This is a genomic window from Microbulbifer sediminum (assembly GCF_021729035.1).
Taxonomy (GTDB): domain Bacteria; phylum Pseudomonadota; class Gammaproteobacteria; order Pseudomonadales; family Cellvibrionaceae; genus Microbulbifer; species Microbulbifer sediminum.
Genome location: NZ_JAJSAP010000002.1, coordinates 515210 through 536636 on the forward strand (window position 1 = coordinate 515210; position 21427 = coordinate 536636).

Annotated in this window: 17 protein-coding genes; 5 read left to right on the forward strand and 12 right to left on the reverse strand. The window is 60.6% G+C overall.

The genetic code is table 11. The annotated features are described in order from the left end of the window. Positions 1-20: 20 nt before the first annotated feature. A complete protein-coding gene (locus LVD11_RS04920; RefSeq protein WP_237056944.1) occupies positions 21-533 on the reverse strand; it encodes an Lrp/AsnC ligand binding domain-containing protein in 513 nt (170 codons plus the stop codon). A gap of 138 nt (positions 534-671) precedes the next feature. On the opposite strand from LVD11_RS04920, the gene putA reads away from it, so the two are divergent. Beyond that, positions 672-3818, forward strand: a complete 3147-nt coding sequence (gene putA, locus LVD11_RS04925) for a bifunctional proline dehydrogenase/L-glutamate gamma-semialdehyde dehydrogenase PutA (protein ID WP_237056946.1) — start codon at positions 672-674, stop codon at positions 3816-3818. Between the two features lie 324 nt (positions 3819-4142). Here putA and LVD11_RS04930 read toward each other — a convergent pair whose 3' ends face one another. The 8 genes from LVD11_RS04930 to LVD11_RS04965 form a co-directional block, all read right to left on the reverse strand. After that, complete coding sequence (locus LVD11_RS04930) at positions 4143-4535, reverse strand: glycine zipper family protein (RefSeq protein ID WP_237056948.1); 393 nt, start codon at positions 4533-4535, stop codon at positions 4143-4145. Positions 4536-4782: 247 nt separating this feature from the next. Next, complete coding sequence (locus LVD11_RS04935) at positions 4783-5487, reverse strand: hypothetical protein (protein ID WP_237056951.1); 705 nt, start codon at positions 5485-5487, stop codon at positions 4783-4785. Further along, a complete protein-coding gene (locus LVD11_RS04940) occupies positions 5480-5995 on the reverse strand; it encodes a DUF2878 domain-containing protein (RefSeq protein ID WP_237056953.1) in 516 nt (171 codons plus the stop codon). Before LVD11_RS04940 ends, LVD11_RS04935 begins: the two co-directional genes overlap by 8 nt. A 24-nt stretch (positions 5996-6019) precedes the next feature. Continuing rightward, complete coding sequence (locus LVD11_RS04945; protein WP_237056955.1) at positions 6020-7285, reverse strand: SAM-dependent methyltransferase; 1266 nt, start codon at positions 7283-7285, stop codon at positions 6020-6022. Beyond that, on the reverse strand, positions 7282-8073 hold the full coding sequence (locus LVD11_RS04950) for a DUF1365 domain-containing protein (protein ID WP_237056957.1): 792 nt from the start codon (positions 8071-8073) through the stop codon (positions 7282-7284). The genes LVD11_RS04945 and LVD11_RS04950 overlap by 4 nt, the downstream gene beginning before the upstream one ends. Next, positions 8073-9323, reverse strand: coding sequence for an NAD(P)/FAD-dependent oxidoreductase (locus LVD11_RS04955; RefSeq protein WP_237056971.1), 1251 nt, complete (start codon positions 9321-9323; stop codon positions 8073-8075). The genes LVD11_RS04950 and LVD11_RS04955 overlap by 1 nt, the downstream gene beginning before the upstream one ends. Positions 9324-9481: 158 nt before the next feature. After that, on the reverse strand, positions 9482-10261 hold the full coding sequence (locus LVD11_RS04960; protein WP_237056973.1) for an SDR family NAD(P)-dependent oxidoreductase: 780 nt from the start codon (positions 10259-10261) through the stop codon (positions 9482-9484). Between the two features lie 21 nt (positions 10262-10282). Beyond that, positions 10283-10714, reverse strand: a complete 432-nt coding sequence (locus LVD11_RS04965) for a nuclear transport factor 2 family protein (RefSeq protein WP_237056975.1) — start codon at positions 10712-10714, stop codon at positions 10283-10285. Positions 10715-10875: 161 nt separating this feature from the next. On the opposite strand from LVD11_RS04965, the gene LVD11_RS04970 reads away from it, so the two are divergent. Beyond that, positions 10876-11511 carry a sigma-70 family RNA polymerase sigma factor gene (locus tag LVD11_RS04970; RefSeq protein ID WP_237056977.1) on the forward strand — a complete coding sequence of 212 codons (636 nt, stop codon included), beginning with the start codon at positions 10876-10878 and terminating at the stop codon, positions 11509-11511. Further along, positions 11508-12215, forward strand: coding sequence for a ChrR family anti-sigma-E factor (locus LVD11_RS04975; RefSeq protein ID WP_237056986.1), 708 nt, complete (start codon positions 11508-11510; stop codon positions 12213-12215). The genes LVD11_RS04970 and LVD11_RS04975 overlap by 4 nt, the downstream gene beginning before the upstream one ends. A 106-nt stretch (positions 12216-12321) precedes the next feature. On the opposite strand, the gene LVD11_RS04980 is transcribed toward LVD11_RS04975, so the two are convergent. Continuing rightward, positions 12322-15870: an indolepyruvate ferredoxin oxidoreductase family protein gene (locus tag LVD11_RS04980; protein ID WP_237056988.1), complete on the reverse strand. Its 3549-nt coding sequence runs from the start codon at positions 15868-15870 to the stop codon at positions 12322-12324. Positions 15871-16101: 231 nt separating this feature from the next. Here LVD11_RS04980 and LVD11_RS04985 point away from each other — a divergent pair, with 231 nt between their 5' ends. After that, on the forward strand, positions 16102-16587 hold the full coding sequence (locus LVD11_RS04985; RefSeq protein ID WP_237056990.1) for an Lrp/AsnC family transcriptional regulator: 486 nt from the start codon (positions 16102-16104) through the stop codon (positions 16585-16587). A 74-nt stretch (positions 16588-16661) separates the two neighbouring features. Here LVD11_RS04985 and LVD11_RS04990 read toward each other — a convergent pair whose 3' ends face one another. Further along, positions 16662-16892, reverse strand: coding sequence for a DUF2905 domain-containing protein (locus tag LVD11_RS04990; protein ID WP_237056992.1), 231 nt, complete (start codon positions 16890-16892; stop codon positions 16662-16664). Between the two features lie 93 nt (positions 16893-16985). Here LVD11_RS04990 and LVD11_RS04995 point away from each other — a divergent pair, with 93 nt between their 5' ends. Continuing rightward, positions 16986-18656 (forward strand): amidohydrolase, encoded by a 1671-nt coding sequence (locus LVD11_RS04995; RefSeq protein WP_237056994.1) that lies wholly within the window; start codon positions 16986-16988, stop codon positions 18654-18656. Between the two features lie 184 nt (positions 18657-18840). Here LVD11_RS04995 and LVD11_RS05000 read toward each other — a convergent pair whose 3' ends face one another. Continuing rightward, positions 18841-21078: a M3 family metallopeptidase gene (locus LVD11_RS05000; RefSeq protein ID WP_237056996.1), complete on the reverse strand. Its 2238-nt coding sequence runs from the start codon at positions 21076-21078 to the stop codon at positions 18841-18843. Between the last annotated feature and the right edge of the window lie 349 nt (positions 21079-21427).

The window sequence follows — 21427 nt, forward strand, 5'->3', positions numbered from 1 at the left end:
GCGAGGCCCGCGCTGTCGGCCTAGCGCTTGGAGGATTTGGCCTTTTTGGGCTCGGGATCCGGCACCGCAACCGCGGTATCGGTCTTTACTTCCTCTATCACTACATAGGTATGGGTCTCCCGTACCCCAGGGACGGAGGCCAGCTTTTCGCCGAGGAAACGGCGGTAGCCGAGCATATCCTTGATCCGGATCTTGATCAGGTAGTCAAAGCCGCCCGCCACCATATGGCACTCCTGCACCTCTTCGAGGCTGGAGACATGTGAGTTGAAGGCCTCCAGGGCTTCGGTGGCAGTGTCCGTCAGGGTCACCTGGACATACACCACCAGGCCGGCGTGGACCTTGAGCGGGTCCAGCAACGCCACGTAGTCGCGGATAAACCCCTCCCGCTCGAGGCGCTTGACCCGCTCGAGGCAGGGGGTGGGACTGAGATTCACGCGCCTTGCCAGCTCCACATTGGGCAGGCGCCCTTCGCGCTGGAGGATGCGCAGGATCTGGCGGTCGATACGGTCCAGGTCTTCCATCTGACGAGACATAGCAACATACCCTACTGGTGATCATGCAAATAGGCGCTACATTTAACCACAACCGGAGGCAAAATGGCGATTAATTCTGAGCGAAATCGCACATAATCCGACTTTTCTTCTGGTCCAACTTAGAGCTTTGGAGTCACCATGCCAACACAATTCGCCGGAGACCTGCACAGCGCGCGCGAGAAGGCCCGCGAGTACCTGCACGCCGACGAAAACCAGTGTGTGAGCGAGCTGCTGGCCGCCCCACGTCCCAGCGACACACTGCGCCAGAAAATCCTCGCCACCAGCCGCACGCTGGTCGCCGAGTCCCGCAAGGAACGCAGCAAGCGCGGAACACTGGATGCCTTCCTGCAGCAGTTCGGCCTGTCCAACAAGGAAGGGGTGGCCCTCATGTGCCTGGCCGAGTCCCTGCTGCGGGTCCCGGATGCGGATACTGCCGACAAACTGATCGCCGAGAAAGTGCATTCCGGCAACTGGGCCAGCCACCGTGGCCAATCCGACTCCCTGTTCGTTAATGCGTCCACCTGGGGCCTGATGCTCACCGGCAACATCGTCGAACTGGATCCGGATATCACCGAGCGGCCCTCCCACTGGATGAAGCGCATGGTGAGCCGCATGGGCGAGCCCATGGTGCGCGCCTCCATGATGCAGGCCATGAAGATCATGGGTGGCCAGTACGTGCTGGGGCGCACCATCGAGGAAGCACTGAAGCGCGGCCCCGCAGAAAACATTCCCGGCACCCGCTTCTCCTTCGATATGCTCGGCGAGGGCGCCCGCACCATGGCCGACGCCAGGCGCTACTTTGACTCCTACATGATGGCCATTGAGGCGATCGGCAAGAGCAACGACAAACGCGACGTGATCGAGGCCAACGGTATCTCCATCAAGCTGTCCGCCCTGCACCCCCGTTACAGCGTGTTGCAGCGGGAGCGCGTGATGACCGAGCTGCTGCCGAGCGTGAAAGAACTGTGCATCGCGGCCGCCAAGTACGATATGGGCCTGAACATCGATGCCGAAGAAGCCGAGCGACTGGATGTCTCCATGGACATCTTCGAAGAACTGGCCCGCGCGCCGGAGCTGGGCAACTGGCAGGGCCTGGGCTTCGTACTACAGGCCTACCAGAAGCGCGCCCCCTACGTGGCGGACTGGTTGATCGCCCTCGGCCGCGACACCGGACGCAAGATCATGGTGCGCCTGGTAAAAGGGGCCTACTGGGACACCGAAATCAAGCACGCCCAGCAGATGGGCCTGACCGATTACCCGGTATATACCCGCAAGTGCCACACCGACCTGTCTTACCAGGTCTGTGCCAAACAACTGCTGGACAACCGCGATGCGGTCTACCCGCAATTCGCCACCCACAATGCCTACACCGTAGGCCTGATCCTGGAGCTGGCGGGCGACGCCAACAACTACGAGTTCCAGCGCCTGCACGGCATGGGCCACCTGCTCTACGCCCAGCTGGAAAAGGTACACGGCAAGCGGGTGCCTGTGCGCGTATACGCGCCGGTGGGCGCCCACAGGGACCTGCTGCCCTACCTGGTGCGCCGCCTGCTGGAAAACGGCGCCAATAGTTCTTTCGTAAACCGCTTTATGGACGAGGAGACTCCCATCGACGAACTGGTACAGGACACAATCGAACAGAGCGAAAACTGCCAGCCCTACCGCCATCCGCAGATCCCGGTGCCGGAGGACATTTACCTGGGCGGCGAACCCCTGCCCCGCAAGAATTCCCACGGTATCGAGCTGACCGACCCGGTAGCCGTGGAGCCGCTGCTACAGAGCATCGAGAAACTGAAAGGCAAGCAATTCAAGGGCGGCCCCATCATCAATGGCAAGATGGGCAAGACCGACGAGCCGGTCCACAACCCCGCTACCGGCGAGGTAATCGGCCATACCGCCAATGCCGACAAGCACCAGATCGATGCCGCCTATAGCGCTGCAACAGAGGCCCAGGTGGCCTGGGACCGCCTGGGTGGCAATGAACGCGGCCGGATCCTGGACCGCATTGCCGACCTGTACGAACAGCACCTGAACGACCTGACAGCCCTGATTTGCCTGGAGGCCGGCCGAACCCTGAATGACGGTATCTCGGAGGTGCGCGAGGCGGTGGACTTCTGCCGTTATTACGGCAATGGTGCACGCCGCCACTTTAGCGAGCCGCATGAACTGCCCGGCCCCACCGGTGAGAGCAACGAGCTGTACCTGACCGGTCGTGGCGTATTCGTGGCGATCAGCCCCTGGAACTTCCCGCTGGCCATCTTCACCGGCCAGGTCGTTGCCGCCCTGGCGGCGGGTAATGCCGTGCTGGCCAAGCCCGCCGAGCAAACCCCGCTGATCGCCGCACGTGCCATCGAGCTGATGCACGAGGCGGGCGTACCGAAAGAGGTCCTGCACCTGGTTACCGGTACCGGTGCCGCCGTCGGCGCGCCGCTGATCGAGGATCCGCGCCTGTCCGGCGTGGCCTTCACTGGCTCCACCGAAACCGCACGCCTGATCAACCGGCAGCTGGCTGACAAAGACGGTCCTATCACGCCGCTGATCGCCGAGACCGGCGGCCAGAACGTGATGATCGTGGATTCCACTGCCCTGCCCGAGCAGGTGGTGGACGATGTCATCCAGTCCGCCTTCCTGAGCGCCGGGCAGCGCTGTTCCGCCCTGCGCATCCTGTGCGTGCAGGACGTGATCGCCGACAACCTCCTGAAGATGCTCAAGGGAGCCTGCGAGGAACTGACCCTCGGCAATCCCGCATTACTCTCCACCGATATCGGCCCGGTGATCGACGAGAAGGCCCTGGGCACGCTGGAGAAACACCGCGAGCGTATGGCCCAGGAGGCCAAGCCCCTGTTCGCCTTTGACCGCAGCAAGCTCCCGGCGAAAGGCACGTTCTTCGGCCCGCAGGTGGTCGAGATCGAGGACTTCTCCGTGCTGGAGCGCGAGGTGTTCGGTCCCTTCCTGCACGTGGTGCGCTTCAAGGCCGGCGAACTGGAAGATGTGATCCGCCGGATCAACGCCACCGGCTACGGCCTGACCTTCGGCCTGCATTCTCGTATCGAGGGACGTGCCGGCGCAGTGTTCAAGCGCGTGAATGTGGGCAACACCTACGTCAACCGCGATATGGTGGGTGCCGTGGTGGGCGTCAACCCATTCGGCGGCCAGGGACTGTCCGGCACCGGCCCCAAAGCCGGTGGCCCGCACTACCTGTTCCGTTTTGCTGATGAGAAGACCAAGACCATCAATACGGTGGCAACCGGCGGGAACACACAGCTGTTCTCCCTCGCCCAGTAAGGCAAAACGGGCTCCCGGGGAAACCGCCGCCTGCGGCGCCCCCGGGAATTCATTCACGATCGCGGCCAGCGACCGCTGGCCGCGATCGTTTTACCCTGCCTGCCTTCATTTCTTCACGGTCACAGGCCGCCCCTGCATCACCTCCGGCGATTGCACCGCACCTTTGTGGGAGAGGCCCCTGGCCAAAGGGGATTGGGCGACAAGCCAACTTTCCCGGCACATAAAAAAAGAGCCGGGCGACTGCCCGGCTCAAGCCAAGTCCTGTGAGATTGCCGAATATCAACAGGCTGTGATGAATCTTTGACCGCCACTAATCGAAAAAGATCAATTTAGGACGCGATATCCGCGACCGCGCAGACAATTCCTGACAATGCGCCCTTCCTCGCTGTAGGAGCTGCCCACGCCGGAAACCCCACCCAGCAGGGCACCGGCGCCGGCGCCAGCTGCCGCCGCGCTACTGGAATCCCCGACAATTGCGCCCAGGGCACCACCCAAAAGTGCCCCACCCGCAGCCCGGGTCACTCCACGGCGCCCGGCATCGGCTCGGGCGTAATAGGCCGTCGAACGACAATCCGCCAGGTCAAGCTGGTACTGACGCATATTTACACCATAAGTATCAATCACGACTCCGCCGGCCCCGGGAACCTGTTCCTGGGTAACACACCCAGCTGCCAGCATCGTGCTGAGCCCTACGGCAGAAAGAAATGCAGACTTCATCGCGTTACCTCAATTGAAGAGTTGATGCCTGCCACCGTGCGCCGGGTTCAGCCCCTGCGACGCGGCCAGTGCAAACATGTCGCCTCTTTCTACTTAGGTTTAGCTGTAAGTCGAAGTTCGCGCCAGTCAGCACAACAAAAAAATTGCCTGCCTGGTATCGGAAAAACGGGTTTCGGGTGAAATTGGCTTGTCTGTAACGGCAGTGCCGCCACCTGCCAGGAATCGCCTTGCGGAGATGCCCACCAGCCTATTGGTAGAAGTAGTCAATACGCAGGCGCTGGCTCTCGCCACGGTCATCCAGAAGATTGACGATGCCTTCAAACCGCTGCAGCTGGCGCTGATCTGCTCCGTAAACGAGGTAGAGGTGTCCTGCGAACATCCGCAGCAGCGCCTGCGCCAGGTCTATCCGGAGGCACAGGTTTCCCTGGGCCTCGCCCTGGCACTCCGCCTTTCGCGCACGCAGGGTGACGGCACGGCCATGCAGGGGCGAGGCAAACTTGAACTCCACCGATTCCCCTGCCGAAAGCCGGTCCCAGTTGTTCCTGACAAATGGATCGAAACCGGCATCGATCACATCGATATCATTACCATCGACACTCTCGGTCTCCCAGCCTGAGTCCCGGCTCTCGCGGTAGCGCATTTCCCACTGGCCGTCCCGGCGACGAACAATACGCTCCTCACCATGGCGGTAATCGCGCTGGATTACTTCCGGCCGCGGTGTATTACGCGGCTCTTCGCCGGGGCGGGTAACAAGGGACTTTTCCGCAATGCGATGCCCGCGGGGATTGTAGTAGAGAACCCGGGTCCGGTTATTCCGGGTCGGGAGGTAGTACTCGCAGTAGACGAGCTGATCGCGGCCGGGCTCGCGGGCCAGGCCGATGGCCTGTACCTCGCCCTGGTAACCGCAGTGCGCCGCCGCATTCACAGCCATTGCCGCCAACAGACTAAGCATAACCAGCCTCGGTAAAAATCCGGCGCCGCGATAACCAGGTGGTAAACGGCAGGAACAGTACCCAGATACATACGAGGACGAGCACAGGAACGATCACCGGCTGGCTGAACTCCACCGTGCCATTGAGCCAGGCGCCGGTCCAGTAGCTGAACGGCCCAAATATGCCGCCAAGTACTGCCGCCAGCCATCCGCTCTTCTGCAGGAAAAACATGCTGTACCGGAGCGCCGTGGCAAAGTTTACCCAAAGTAATAATAGCCAGGCAGGAGGAAAGGGTGAGCCATTATCATTGCTCAGCAGGCCACTGGAGAATACCAGCGTATCCACACTGGCTCCGCAGAGCCAGACAGTGGCAACCCAGAGCCATTCATTGCGCTTGTTGGCAACGATTCGGAGGTGAAAAAAGAGATTGGCCGCGGTGAACGCAACAATCACCCAGACACTGTTCACCAGCACACACAGTGGCCACGCAACGTCGAACAGCACGGCGTTCGCAATAATCCGCCACATGGCCAGCTCCCGTGCGCTGCGCAATCAGCCCGGTAGCGCCCGGCAGCGCGGCTTGGCAAAGACAAACTGGGCCGTGCTGATCACGCGCTCGAGGAAGCCTCCTTCGCAGTAACAGAGGTAAAAATCCCACATACGGATAAAACGATTGTCAAAGCCCTGGCGGCGAACCTCATCGATACGGGCGAAGAAAGCATCGCGCCAGGCACTCAGCGTGCGCGCGTAATGAAAGGTAATGTCCTCAAGGCCGACAACCTGCATATCCGTATTCTCAGCGATATGATCCGCCACCACCTGGTTGGACGGCAGGCAGCCACCGGGGAAGATATAACGCTGGATAAAATCCACCTGCTTGCGATAACGATGGTATCGCTGGTCCTGGATTGTAATGGCCTGCATCACCATCAACCCGTCTTCTTTCAGCAGGCGACTGCAACGGGAGAAGAAATCCTTGTGATACTCATGGCCCACAGCCTCGATCATCTCGATGGAAACCAACTTGTCGTACTGCCCCTCTAGGTCTCGATAATCCTTCAGCAGCAACGTGACCTGTTCCTGCAGTCCCTCGCGCTCCACCCAGGCGCGCGCATGCTCGTACTGTTCCCTGGAGATGGTTGTGGTGGTCACGCGGCACCCATAGTTCTTGGCCGCATAGACCGCCATGCCACCCCAGCCAGTGCCGATCTCGAGCAGGTGGTCACCCTCATGGAGCTGCAACTTGTTACAGATTCTTTCCAGCTTGTTCAGGGATGCCTCTTCAAGGCTCGCTGATGAAGACGGAAACACCGCCGATGAGTACAGCATGGTGGGATCGAGAAACAGCTTGAAGAAATCATTGCCAAGATCGTAGTGGGCGGAGATATTCTTACGAGAGCCGGCGCGGGTATTGGCATTGAAGCGGTGCAGGATACGCAACGCAAATTTCTGCAGGAAACTCCAGCGGGAATCCATATTCTCCAGCATGGCCATGTTGTTGACCATCAACCGGATAACATCCACCAGGCAGGGAGAGGTCCAGGCACCCTGCATATAGGCCTCACCCGACCCGATGGTGCCATTGAAGAGTACGTGTGTATACGTCACCTCATCCTGGACGCAGATCCGGGCGCAAACCTCCGCGTCCTGCTCCGCCTCGCCAAAACGGTATATTTCACCGCCCTCTTCCACCACCAGGTGTCCGCGCTTGATCCCAGCGAGCTTGCCCAGCACCAGCCTCCGGGCGAGCTGCGTGGTCCAGTTCGACTGTGCGGAGTCTTCAATTGTACCGGGCTGGCCCGCTTCAACAGATTTCATTGGCGTTTTTCTCCTGCATCGGCCCGAACGCTGCGATTCGGATGGGTGAATATCGGCACGCGCTTGAGCCACAACCTTAATGCCTGCCAATAAATAGCAGTGATGACCTTTACGGTCATCAGTGGATATTGGATTAGCGTGAGATTCAACGTGCGCGGGGAGAGCTCCTCGCGTTTAAGGCTCAGGGTGGCGTCAAAAACAGGCTTACCGTCCTGCAGGTTCTGCAGGAAAATCGACAGGCGCTCCCCCGGGGTGACACTGCGCCAGCGGTATGCCTGCTCCATAGGCATGAACGGGGAGACATGAAAATCCTTGTCGAACTCCCCCTTCTGGACACTCGATGACCTGCCGCGTATCCCCCCGTCGCGACAATCAAGTACATAACTGTGACGCTCATTCCAGGGCGTGTTGTGCACATCCAGCATCACCCATTGAACATCCTTGCCACTGCGATCAAAACAGTAATAAGTACTGATCGGGTTCATGTTGTACCCAAAATACCGCCAGTTGGCTAACACCCGCACTGGCCCCTGCGGACGCTCGCCGGTTTCCTCCTGCACACGACGACGCACCGCCTCGTCGACACCGAGGGCCGGATCACCGAAGAAGTCCTCACGCCGGAAACGTGCCGGTGCCCACCGACTGCGCGACCACAACGGGCTCATGGCCAGCACCTGCTCCAGCTCTCCCAGGTCGAGATATACCATGAAAACACGGTAGCGAAACCGGTGCCCCCGCGGTGCGAGGCGACGGTGCTGCACCCAGCCACTGTAGATGGCACTCTCCATCAGAGCGTTACCCCGAACGCCTCGGCAACCCGCATAGCACTGTTCACGCCATCCTCATGAAAGCCGTTATCCCAGTAAGCACCGCAGTACCAGGTGTGATTCTGCCCATTGATCGACTCCCACTGTTTCTGTGCCTGCATCCCCGCCACCGAAAACTGGGGGTGGGCGTATTCGAACCGCCGGATCACCTTCTCCGGATTGATCTTATCGTCCGCATTCAGGGTGACACAATAAGTCTGCTCACACTCCAGTCGCTGCAGGATATTCATGTTGTAAGTCAGCACAGGCAGCCTGTCCTTGTCCCCCTGGAGGCGATAATTCCAGCTGGCCCAGCTCCGTTGACGCCGGGGCAACAGGTCGGTGTCGGTATGTAACACCACCGAATTCTCGGCGTACGGAATGGCTCCCAGAACATCGCGCTCTGCGTGCGTCGGTGTATCCAGGCATGCCAGGGCCTGGTCGGAATGGCAGGCCAGGACCACGGCATCAAAATCCAGGGCCTCACCAGCGGCCGTGTGCACGGTCACTCCATCAGAGCCACGAATGACACTGGCAACTGGCGTGGAGAGCCGGATTCGCCCGGTAAACTCCTTCACCATGGGCCCGATATATTTCCGCGAGCCCCCCTTGATCACCCGCCACTGGGGCCGGTTGGTGATGTTCAGCAGGCCGTGATTGAAAAAGAAGCGCACGAAAAAACTGACAGAGAAATCCAGCATCTGTGACATGCTGGCCGACCAGATGGCCGATCCCATCGGTACCAGGTAGCGGTCGGTGAATTCGGCAGAGTAGCCGTTGTCCCGCAGATACTGCCCCAGGGTTAATTGGTCGCCGAGCCTGCCGTCGCGCCAGTCGCGCACAGCTGCGCGATTGAAGCGCACAATATCCCGCAGCATTCGCCAGTGCCCAGCACTGAACAGGTTACGGCGCTGGGCGAACAGGCTGTCGAGGTTGTTGCCAGCGTACTCAAAAGACTCCCGGTCGGAACAGACGCTGAAGCCCATGTCCGTGGGCTGGGAATCCACGCCCAACCGCTCCATCAACTTGATGAAGTTGGGGTAAGTCCAGTCGTTGAAAACGATAAAGCCGGTATCGATGGCCAGGCGATGATCGCCCTCATCGACATCCACGGTGGCGGTATGCCCTCCCAGGCGATCCGCAGCCTCAAACAGGGTGATGTCGTGCCTCTTGTTCAACAGGTAGGCGGCGGTCAGGCCGGAAATACCGCTGCCTACAATCGCTATGCGCATCCAGGATTCCTTATTATTCAACCAGCCACCACCGCCATCCCCGGCTGCGCTGACTTCACGTCCAAAATACAAGCGCAGGAGTACCTGCCCTCATGCGAAGCAGGCCGGCCTGCAGCCGGCAACGAAGCATCCCTGTTCCGCAACTCCCCATGACTCTGTCACTGCCGCGCCGCCAGGGATCTGATCCGGGTCATCCTGGGCGCGGAAAAACGAAACCAGAGGGAACGGAAAAAGCCGAAAAACCGCAGTGGCCAACTGAGCCGCCAGGGAAAATCGATTGTGCTCTTGCCACGCAACAGGCCCCTCTCGATGCACTCAGCAGCTTCTTCCGGGGTCATCAGGAAAGGCATCTCGAAATCATTGCGCTCTGTCAGCGGTGTATCGATAAACCCCGGACGGATATGCACCACTTTCAGGCAGGTGCGGGACAGGTCTGCACGCACGGCGTCGAGGAAATAACCCAGCGCCGCCTTTGAAGCGCCATAGGCTTCGGCCCGGGGAAAACCAACCACTGACGACAGGCTCCCGACCGCGGCGAAGACCGGCGCCTTGCTCCGGGCGAGCAACGGCAGGGCCTGACGGAGGGTGTTGATAGCCCCAAAAAAATTGGCGTCGAAAACCCGCCGGTAGCTGGCGCTGTCGAGCCGCAGGCCATCGTCGTATTCGCAAGTGCCGGCACACGCCACCACCATATCCAGGTGATCGGTGAGCTCTGCCAGCTCTGCGCCCACACGGTCCATACCCTCATCGTCGCTCACGTCACAGGAAAGCAGGCGAATCCGCGTGGGTGCTGCCTTCTGAACCTCCGACAGGGACTCCTTGCCGCGACTGCTGATGATGACAAAGTTGTTATGTTCCGCCAGGCGCCGGGCCAGGGCCTCACCGATTCCGGAGCTGGCGCCGGTAATCCAGACAGTTTTCCCTTCTATTGCGGTCAAAAAAACCTCCTGTCGCTAACGTCAGCCGGCCGCACGGGCCATGCGCGCCTTGATGCCTCGCACAAGGGCACCAACTACGGGCACACGCTCGTACACCATGGCGCCGACATCGTAAAAGTCTTCGTGGTAGTGGATACGCTTACCGAAACGCAACAGGCTGCAGCCCCGTAATTGCAGCGGCCGCCCACCATTCAGCGAGTGGTGTGCGTAATGCATCACCCACGGCAGGCAGGCACTATCATCGGCATCGACAACCTGCCCGAACTCGAACCGGCAGCTCTTGAGCCCCCGGCTCATACCGTCGAAATACGCCTGCAGTGCCTCCAGTCCCTCCACCCGGTGTATGGGATCACAGAACACGACCGAAGGGTCATAGATCTGGCCCAGATCTCCTGTATCCGCCTCGAGAAAGTCCCGGTAAAACGACTGCAGCTCCCCGATCAGGCCGTTCATGCTGTCACCCTGTTGATATTTCCGGAATAGTACGCCGATGGCCACTTATCGGATCATCACCGAACTGATAGCCGATTTAAACGGAAATTCCCATATAAACGGTGATCCACCCGCCTCCACCCCACGTATCCGGGATCGACAAACGCGGAAAGACCGATAAGATGGCTCTAGCAACACGGAAAGACACCAACACCGGAACCACTGTGCAGCAGACCCAGAATCGCGATGATGACTGGAGCAAATTGCTTGTACTGGTCGGCACCCGCCAGGACCGATCAGCTTTCGAGCGCCTGTTCCATCATTACGCTCCCCTGATCAAGGGCTTCCACTACAGTCGCAGCGCCCAGGCTTTCTCCTCAGAGGCAGCCGACGAGCTGGTGCAGGAAGTCATGTTCCGGGTCTGGCGCAAGGCGGCCAGCTTTGACCCTTCCCGGGCATCGGCCAATACATGGATTTACACCATCATGCGTAATTGCCGGATCGACATGCTGCGCCGCAACAGCCGGCGGCAGGATGCGGATGGCTGTGATGTGGAAGTGGACGATATCTGGGACGAGTCGCCGGAAAGCCAGCCACTGCTGGTGCTGCAGCACAGGCGCAGCCAGAGGGATATCTCTGAAGGCCTGCGCAGTCTCCCGGCCGAGCAGAGTCACGTGCTGGAGAAGGCCTATATGGAAGGCAAGTCTCACAGTGAAATTTCCACTGAACTGGGACTACCGTTGGGTACGGTCAAATCCCGCGTAAGACTGGCTTTAAAGAAGCTTGAAGCGATCTTGAGCAAACAGGGTGCATCATGATTCGACACCATCCCGACAACAACCTGCTGGTTGAGTACGCCTCCGGCAGCCTGCCCTGGGCCATGAGCCTGGCAGTGTCAGCGCATCTGCAGCTGTGTCCGCAGTGCCGGAGGGAGAACGAGCACCTGAACCATATTGGCGGCGGCCTGCTGGAAGGGTGCGAACCCCAGGAAACGACAGGCGATGCCCTGGATCGACTGATGCAGCGCATCGATGCCGAGCCGACTGCCGGTGGCGCCACGGGGCCCGAGCGGGCACCAGAGTCGCCAAAAAGCCGCTCACGCAATACCCGGGATGATCGCGACCCGGCCCTGGCGCGCCTGCCCCGGGTAATCCGCAAGCTGATTGGCGACAACCGACCGCTGAAATGGCGCCGCGTGTCCCCGTCCCTGAAGACCACACGGCTAACGACCGGGCAGGACCGCTATGAAGTAGCGTTCCAGCGTATCTGCCGCGGCGGTAAGGTGGTCGAACATGACCACCGGGGGCGCGAGGTTACCCTGGTGTTGTACGGCAGCTTTTCCGATGCCGACGGCGTCTACACCCCCGGAGACTTCCTCCTGCGGGAGCCCGGCGAGGTACACCAGCCCATTGCCACCCAGGACCAGGAATGCCTGTGCCTGTCGGTGGTGGAGGCTCCCGTGCACGTGAAGGGGCCCCTGGGCTGGCTGGTGAACCCACTGCTTTCCTTCCGACCTGCATAATGGCCTGCGCCCGGGATTAAGCCATTTCCCGGGGGTAAAAAGGCAACAAAAAGGGCGGGCCGCGCAAGCGGCCCGCCCTTTTCATTCCGCCGATCACTATTTCGCCCTATGGTGACTTTTCCGCCTCGGCCGGGGAACGGGTCATAACCGTGGCACCACCCCGGGCCTGGTGTTTACCGGAAGTGAACTGTTCCAGCAGCTGCTCCCAGCGGCCACGCACAGCGGAGAACTTTCGCTCACGCACATGGCCATAGCCACGCACCTGTTGCGGCAATGACAACAGCTCGAGGGCTGTATCCAGGTTATCCGCACGCAGCTCCTGCGATACCACCTTCACCGCCCGCGCCACCTGGCGCGCCCAGCGGCGCTCCTCGCGGCGCTCACGGGTATAGCCGAAGATATCGAATACCGTCCCACGCAGCACACGTCCCTTCGCCAGCAGTGGCATCAGCTTGCCCACCCAGGGCCCCAGCACCATCTTTTGCACGCGCCCGGCACTGTCCGGCCGCGCCAGCAGTGGTGGCGCCATATGAAAGCGCAACTTGTAGTCGCCGGTAAACGTCTCCCGCAGCTGGCGCTGGAAATCCTCGCCACTGTAGAGCCGGGCCACCTCATACTCGTCCTTGTACGCCATAGCCTTGAACAGGCTGCTGGCCGCCGCGCGGGTCAGGCGCCCATCCCCCTGGGCCATCGACTGCTCGGCCCGGCGCAGCCGGTCCAGGGTACGGGTGAAAAACGCCGCGTAGGATTCGCTCTGGTAGGCAGTCAGCTCAGCACTCAGGCGTGCCAGCAGCGCGTCCAGGCTCTCTTCCGCTTGCTGGATCTGCACCGGTTGCTCGGGCACCAGCAAACGGTCGATGGCCCCGGGGTTGGCCACCAGCAGGCGGCCTGCCCGGAAGGCCCGCAGGTTGTTTTCCACCGCCACACCATTCAGCTCGATGGCACGCTCCAGGGCCGCATCGGCAATCGGCAGCAGGCCCTGTTGGCAGGCGTAGCCCATCAGCATCAGGTTACTGGAGACGGTATCGCCAAACAGTGCCTGGGAGTAACGGTTGGCATCGAAGGCAAAGTATTCGGCGCACAGCGACTCGATACTCTGCTGGGTGGCATCTGCCGGGAATGCCAGCTCGTTGTCCCGCACGAAAGCCGCCACCGGCACTTCGGCAGTATTGACCAGGGCTCGCACCCTGCCCTCGGCCATCTTGGTTCGCTGGCCGGCAGCAGTCACCATATCGCAACCCAGCACCAGCTCGGCGGCGCCATCGCGAATACGCGCGGTGGTAATGTCCTCCGGCCGCGCCGCCACTTTCACGTGCGCCACAACGGCACCGTTCTTCTGGGACAGACCGGTAAAGTACAACGTGGTACTGCCCTTTTCTTCCAGGTGCGCGGCCATGCCCAACAGGGCCGCCACCGTAAGCACCCCGCTGCCACCAATACCGGCCACGAGGATACTCAGGGGTTGCTGCAACTGCGGCTGCGGCGCCTGCGGCAGGCGGGCGATTTCCGCGTCCAGGGATTCGGCCAGCGACTGCACCGGAGGCTTTTTCAGTTCGCCGCCTTCCACGCTGACAAAGCTGGGGCAGAAACCGTCGGCACAGCGCATGTCCTTGTTGCAGCTGGACTGGTTTACCTGGCGCTTGCGGCCATAGGCTGTCTCCAGGGGCTCCACCGCAATACAGCTGGATTGCTCACTGCAATCGCCGCAGCCCTCGCACACCCGGTGGTTGATCAACAGGCGGGTCGCCGGGTCGGGCATCTGCTTTTTCTTGCGCCGGCGGCGCTTCTCCGCCGCGCACACCTGCTCGTAAATAATGGCGGTAACGCCCTCCACTTCCCGCAGGCGACGCTGGACCGCGTCGAGGTCCGCGCGGGGCACGACCTGCAATGCACCCGGCAACTCGCTCCTGTGCTCTCGCCAGTGGTCCTCGTGCTCGGTGACCAGCACCACTTCCCCGACACCCTCCGCCAGCAACTGGGCTGCCAGCGTGGGCGCGGTGACCTCTCCATCAGCCGGCTGGCCACCGGTCATGGCCACCGCGTCGTTGAGCAGGATCTTGTAGGTGATATTGACCTTGCTGGCCACCGCCTGGCGGATGGCCAGCAGGCCGGAATGGTTATAGGTGCCATCGCCCATATTCTGGAAAATATGATTGGCACTGGAGAAACGGTGCAGGCCCACCCACTGGGCCCCCTCGCCGCCCATATGGGAGTAGGTGTCGGTGCGCAGCCCCTTGCCCAGCGCCATGATATGACAGCCGATCCCGGCACTGCCCAGGCTGCCCTCCGGCAGCTTGGTGGAGGTGTTGTGCGGGCAGCCGGCGCAGAAAATTGGCTCACGGGCCAGCAGCCCGGCGGCTTTCGCCGGGGTATCAGCACCCAGTTTCTGTGCCACCGGCAGCAGCTTCGCGGCCAGCTCGGTATCTCCCAGCCAGCGGGCGATGGCTTTAGCCACCTGGTCCGGGCCAAACCCCCAGATCGCCGGTAGCAGGTCATTGCCGGCCAGGTCTTTCTTGCCCACAACCTTTGGGCGTTCTCCGTCCGCCCACCCGTACATCAGGTTCTTGAGCTGGTCCTCAACCAGCGGGCGCTTCTCCTCCACTACCATCAGGCGCTCCATGCCCGCGGCAAACTCACGCATGCCACGTGGCTCCAGCGGCCAGCTCATGGCCACTTTGTAGATGGAGATTCCCGCCCGCTGCAGGTCCGCCTCGGTCAGGTTCAGCAATTTCAGCGCCTCCAGCAGGTCACCGTGGGCCTTGCCCACAGTGACGATACCGAAGCGCTTGCGCGCCGCTTCCACTACGGTCTTGTCGAGGCGGTTGGCATAGGCGAAGGCCTGCGCTGCCGGCAACCGCTCCTCCAGCATACGGCGCTCGTATTCGAGCCGTTCCGCCGGCCAGTTCAGGTGCGGGTCGTAATTGAGCCCATGGGGCGGGACAGTAAAATCGTTGGGTAAGACGAATTGCGGCAGGTCAGGCACCAGCAGTGAGGCACCGCTTTCCACCGTCTCGGTGATGGTCTTGAAGCCCACCCACAGCCCTGAGTAGCGCGACAGGGCAATGCCGGCCAGGCCGAGGGTCAGGTATTCGTCTATGGTTGCCGGGAACAGGAGCGGCATCATCACCGACTCGAAGATCTGGTCGGTGTTGTGGGAGAACATTGAGGACTCGGCCGTGTGGTCGTCGCCGCAGAGGGCCAGCACACCACCGAGACGGGATGTACCCTGGACATTGGCCTGGCGGAAGACATCGGCACTGCGGTCCACACCGTGCCCCTTGCCGTACCAGATGGCAAAGACCCCGTCGCGGGTAGCCTGCTGGCGATAGTGGTCCAGCAGCTGGGTTCCCCAGATATTGGTGGCCCCCAAATCCTCGTTGATACCGGGCTCGAAATGGATGTCGCGCTCCGCCAACAGCGCCTTGTGGCGCCAGAGGGCCTGGTCGTAGCCGCCCAGCGGAGAACCGCGGTAGCCGGAGATATAACCGGCGGTGTTAAGACCCGCCTGCTCGTCCAGCTGCTTCTGCATGATCGGCAACCGCACCAGCGCGTCTATGCCGGTGAGAAAGACCCGCCCCTCGTCGCGGGTAAATGCCGCCTTGAGGGAATACTCGCGATCGAAGCCCAGCTCCTGGTCGCTCTCTACCATTGCCATGGGTACACCTGCTTATGATTATTACTATCGGCACAAAATTAACACCGCCCCCATAAGCAGGTCATACCAAATTGAACAGGAATACGGCATAATACAGCCACAAGTCACCAAAGACTGTCGAGTAGCTGCAACAAATCATCAATTTAAGGCGCTTAACGGACACTTGCGAAGACACTGGAGACAGACTACCGCAGGCCGGTCGCGCCCCCCGGAGAGAGAATCAGCAACACCATGGCCTACGTTCTGGACGCCATCGACAAGAAGATCCTGGAGATACTGCAGGAAGACGCCACCATCCCCAATATCGAGTTGGCGGAAAAAGTGTGCCTGTCCCCTTCCCCCTGCTCCCGCCGGGTAAAGAACCTGCATGAACAGGGCTTTATCAAGCGTGCAGTGACCCTGCTGGAACCGCAGATGGTGGGCCTGCCGGTCAGTGTATTTATCCAGGTGACCCTCAACCACCAGGTCAAGAAAGAGCTGCAGGACTTCGAGTCAGTGATCGAAAAGTGGCCCGAGGTCATGGAGTGCTACCTGATGACCGGTGATTTCGACTACCTGTTGCGGGTGGTGGTACCGAACCTGCAGGCATACCAGGAATTCCTCGACAAGAAGCTGACCGAATTGCCGGGTATTGACCATATCAAGAGCAGTTTTTCCCTGAAACAGGTGCGCTACCGCACCGAGCTGCCGCTGGAACAACTGCTGGAACAGGAATAACACTCCCACCGGGCCGCCCCGCTGCGGCCCTTCCCTTTCCTTACTTGCGGGCCAACAGCATCGCCGTCCCACGCTCAGCGCCGGAACAGGTTGAGCAACAGGCTCAGTACCACACTGATGACAATCATCGATGTGATGGGAATAAATACCCGACTGCGCCCCGACTCAAAGCGGATATCCCCGGGCAGGCGACCGAACCAGGTGAACAGCCCCGGCGCAAAATGCATCAAGACCCCAATCACCAGCAAAATACAGCCGGCAACAATAAACCAGCGCGACATCATTTCTCCCGTATCTATGGCCATGTCCTGTCAGGCTCCTCCGCAATTGCCACGTAAAAGCAGCCATTGCTACTATCGGACACACCCACATGCAGGTCAAAAACAAGGCTAATAACCATGCACCGATCCCGACCAATCACCGCGATGGTGGCTGCACTCGCGCTTACTGCCATCTCCGGCGGTACTTACGCCACCACCCTGATCCACAATGTCAGCGGCTACCAGGCCACCGAGCATAAACTGGAGCGTTTCGAGGCGCTCGCGTTCGACGAGGGCAAGGTCCTGGCAACCGGGAATTACTCAGCGCTGGCAAACCGCTTTCCGGACGCCGACAAGATTGATGGCCAGGGTAAGACGCTCATACCGGGCCTGATAGACGCCCACGGCCACGTGCTGGAACAGGGCCTGCTGCAGCAACGGCTGGAACTTCGCGATCTCAGGCTTGAAGAGACTCTCGATGCAATCGTGGAATTCTCTAAAGGCCTGGAGCCCGGAGACTGGCTGATAGGGCGCGGCTGGAACCAGGTGCTCTGGCCCGGCAAGACGTTCCCCACCCGTGCCCAGCTCGATGCGCTGGAAATCGACAACCCCATATGGCTGCGCCGTATTGACGGCCACGCGGGCTGGGCCAACAGCGCGGCACTGGAGCTGGCCGGTATCGACCGCGACACCAGGGCGCCAGACGGCGGCGAAATCCACCGACTGGAGAATGGTGAACCCAGCGGCATACTGGTGGACAACGCCATGGCCCTGCTGGAGCAAGCCATCCCCGCACCATCACTGCAGGACAAGAAAGCCGCACTGTCCGAGGCGTTCGAGCTATCGCTGTCTTTGGGCCTGACGGGTATCCACGATGCGGGCATCGACCGGGAAACCCTGGCAGCGTATCGCCAGCTGGCAGCAGATGACGCGATTCCGCTCCGCGTCTACCCGATGATCTCCGTGGAAAGCGACAACCTGCGCGAACTGCTGGCCGCGGGCCATATCGGCAAACCCGAGGACCGGCTTTACGTGCGCAGCATCAAGCTGTCAGCCGACGGCGCCCTGGGCAGCCGCGGCGCAGCCCTCCTGGAGCCATACCATGACCGCCCCGGCGAGAAGGGGCTGCTGCTCTACCCGGAGAGTGAAATCCTCTCGCTCCTCGAGCTGGCCACCAATAATGATTTCCAGGTCAACGTCCACGCCATCGGTGATCGCGCCAACCATATTGTGCTCGACCACCTGCAGACGCTGCACAAAAAACGCAACCAGAAACCCTTCCGCCACCGTGTGGAGCACGCCCAGGTACTGAAGCTGGAGGATATTGCCAGGTTCCCCGCCCTCAACCTGGTTGCCTCCATGCAACCAATCCATGCCACCAGTGACAAGAACATGGCTGGGGATCGCCTGGGCGAAAAGCGTCTGGAGGGCGCCTACGCCTGGCAGAAATTCCTGGACCAGGGCACCCGTATCGCCTCAGGTTCTGACTTTCCGGTGGAACCGGTCAACCCGCTTTACGGTATTCACGCCGCTGTGACACGCCGGGACCGGCAGGGCCAGCCGGCAAAAGGGTGGCGCATGGAGGAAGCGATGGACCTGGAGGAGGCCCTGCGCTCATTCACTCTCGACGCCGCCTATGCCAGCCACCAGGAAGCGCTAACCGGCAGCCTTGAGCCCGGCAAGTTCGCCGACTTTGTATTGCTCGAGCAGGATATTTTCAAAATCGACCCGCAGGATATCTGGCAGGTGAAAGTCGCAGAAACCTGGGTGGAGGGCGAGCGGGTTTATCGCCACAACAAGCAGCAATAGAACACAACGCAGGTAAGCGCAGCCCGTAGCGGCGATCAGCCCACTGCCTCGATTCCACTCATTCGCGGCCATGGGCCGCGCCTACAATTGTGGCGGAGCTGTTGCCGGCCCCCTCCTGAGACGGGCGCAAAAAAAAGCCGCGGCGCTTGCGCACCGCGGCTTTTTTGGGGCGGAATACCTATCCTCAGTCTTTTACTGCAATGGTGGTATTTTCCTTTTCAGACTCCTTCCCCGGCACCGGGAAACCTCGATCGCGCATCAGCGCGCCGATCTCGGCGTCGCGGCCGCGGAACGCGCGGTAGGCTTCGGCCGGATCGACCGCGTTACGCGGCGCGAACAGGTGCTTGACCAGCTTGTCTGCCACTTCCGGATCGTAGAAACCACCTTCGGCTTCGGCGAAAGCCTCTGCCGCATCGGAGGTCAGTACGTCAGCCCACATGTAACCATAGTAACCGGCGGAGTAACCCTCACCGGAGAAGATATGGCCAAAGTGCGGGGTACGGTGACGCATTACCAGCTCGTCCGGCATGCCCAGCTCTTCCAGGGTCTCGCGCTCAAACTTGTCCGGATCGATACCCTCCGGGTCTGCAGTGTGCAACTTCATGTCCACCAGCGCGGAAGCCAGGTATTCGGTGGTGGCGAAACCCTGGTTGAACTTGGAAGCCTTCTTGATCTTGGCCACCAGTTCCTCGGGTATCGGTTCACCGGTCTTGTAGTGCACCAGGTAGTTATCAATCACCTCGTCGGTGGACAACCAGCGCTCCAGCAACTGTGACTGGAACTCGGTGTAATCGCGCACGCCACTGTTCAGCGTCGGGTAGGTGACGTTGGAGGACAGGAAGTGAAGCGCGTGACCGAACTCGTGGAAGAAGGTCGAGGCATCGTCCCAGCTCACCAGTACCGGCTCGCCCGGGGCACCCTTGATAAAGTTGGAGTTATTGGATGCAAGGACATTGGTCTTGCCATCGAAAGTGGTGTGGTCGCGGTACATGGTCGCCCAGGCGCCGGACCGCTTGCCGGCACGGGCAAACGGATCCAGGTACCACAGACCGATGTGTTCACCGGAAGACTTGTCGGTTACTTCCCAGACTTTTACGTCCTCGTGGAAAACCGGCACGCTGCCCTCTTCTACCGGGCTGAACTCAAAGTTGAACAATTCGCCGGCAACATAGAACATCGCCTCGCGCAGCTTGTCCAGCTGCAGGTACTGCTTCACTTCGTCAGAGTTCAGGTCGTACTTGGCCTTGCGTACTTTCTCGGCGTAGTAACGGTAATCCCACGGCTTGATGGTGATATCCGCACCGGACTCGTCAGCCAGCGCCTGCATGTCGGCCACTTCTTCCTCGACGCGGGCCACTGCGGCAGGCCAGACGGCCTCCATCAGCTCCATGGCACGCTGTGGGGTCTTGGCCATACGGTCCTGCAGGCGCCACTGGGCGTAATTCTCGAAGCCCAGCAGTTCCACACGCTCATCGCGCAGCTTCAGGATCTCGGCAATGATCGCGTTGTTATCGTGTTCGCCACCATTGTCACCACGGTTGTAGTAATTGCGCCATACTTTCTCGCGCAGTTCGCGGTTCTCCGAATAAGTCAGGAACGGGTCCATTGAGGAGCGGGTATTGGTGATGGCGTACTTGCCCTTCTCACCCTTCTCTTCCGCCAGGGCCGCCGCAGCTTTCACAAAAGATTCCGGCAGGCCCGCCAGCTGGTCATCACTCAGGAACAGGGTGTAACCCTCTTCGTCGGCGAGTACATTATTGGCAAACTTGGTATGCAGCTCAGCCAGGCGCTTGTTGATTTCCGCGTAGCGTTCCTTCGCTTTTCCATCCAGGGTCGCACCATTATTGGCGAACTGGTTGTAGGTCAGCTCAACCACACGCTTTTGCTCGCTATCCAGGTCAGAATCATTACGCGCATCGTAAACAGCCTTGACCCGCTGGAAGAGCGCATCATTCTGGATGATCTTGGACTGGAAAGAGGCCAGCTTTGGCGCCAGCTCACCCTGCACTTTGCGGAACTCCGGGGTCGACTTGTTGGCCGCCCAGATGCCGTAGTAGGCAAAAACGCGGTCCAGCTCTGCACCGCTGCGCTCAAGCTCGGCAATGGTGTTCTCAAAGGTGGCCGGTTCCGGGTTGGCGGCAATGGCGTCGATCTCGCGCAGGTTTTCCGCCATGGCGAACTCCATCGCCGGCTTCAGGTCCTCGACCCGCATCTTGTCGAACGCCGGCACACCGCCATAGGGCCCGGTCCACTCGGCCAGCAGCGGATTGCTGGCAACCACAGAGCTCTTCGCGTCGGCAGCTGCACTCGCCTGGACCTGTGCATTCTCGTCGACTGCCGGGGCCTGTGCGGCCTCCTTGCTACAACCCGCAGCAGCGGCAATGGCTGCTGCGACGGAAAGCGCGATCAGTGATTGGCGCATCGGCTAAATCCTCTCTTGTTAGAATACCGTCACATGTAAAGCCTCGAGTTTAACCGGATTTTTGCGCCAGCCGCCATTCACCCGGTCGCGATCCCCCTCCCGGCGCGCTAAAAGGACACTTTTTCAGGATGACTCCCCCTGTGGTGGCAAACAATTGCGCAGGAGGTTTGTTTCGGCGTTAGTTGTGTCTTATGATAACGACTTAACAAGTGCCTATATAAAGGGTTGCGCATAAAGGCTGCGAGGGCCCACCGTTACAGCCCTGGCTCCATCCAGCGGGTTGCTGGCCAGGTAACCCGGTACATTAGTGCCCCCGAGCCAGCTTCCTGACTCGAGTAAAAGACCCGGT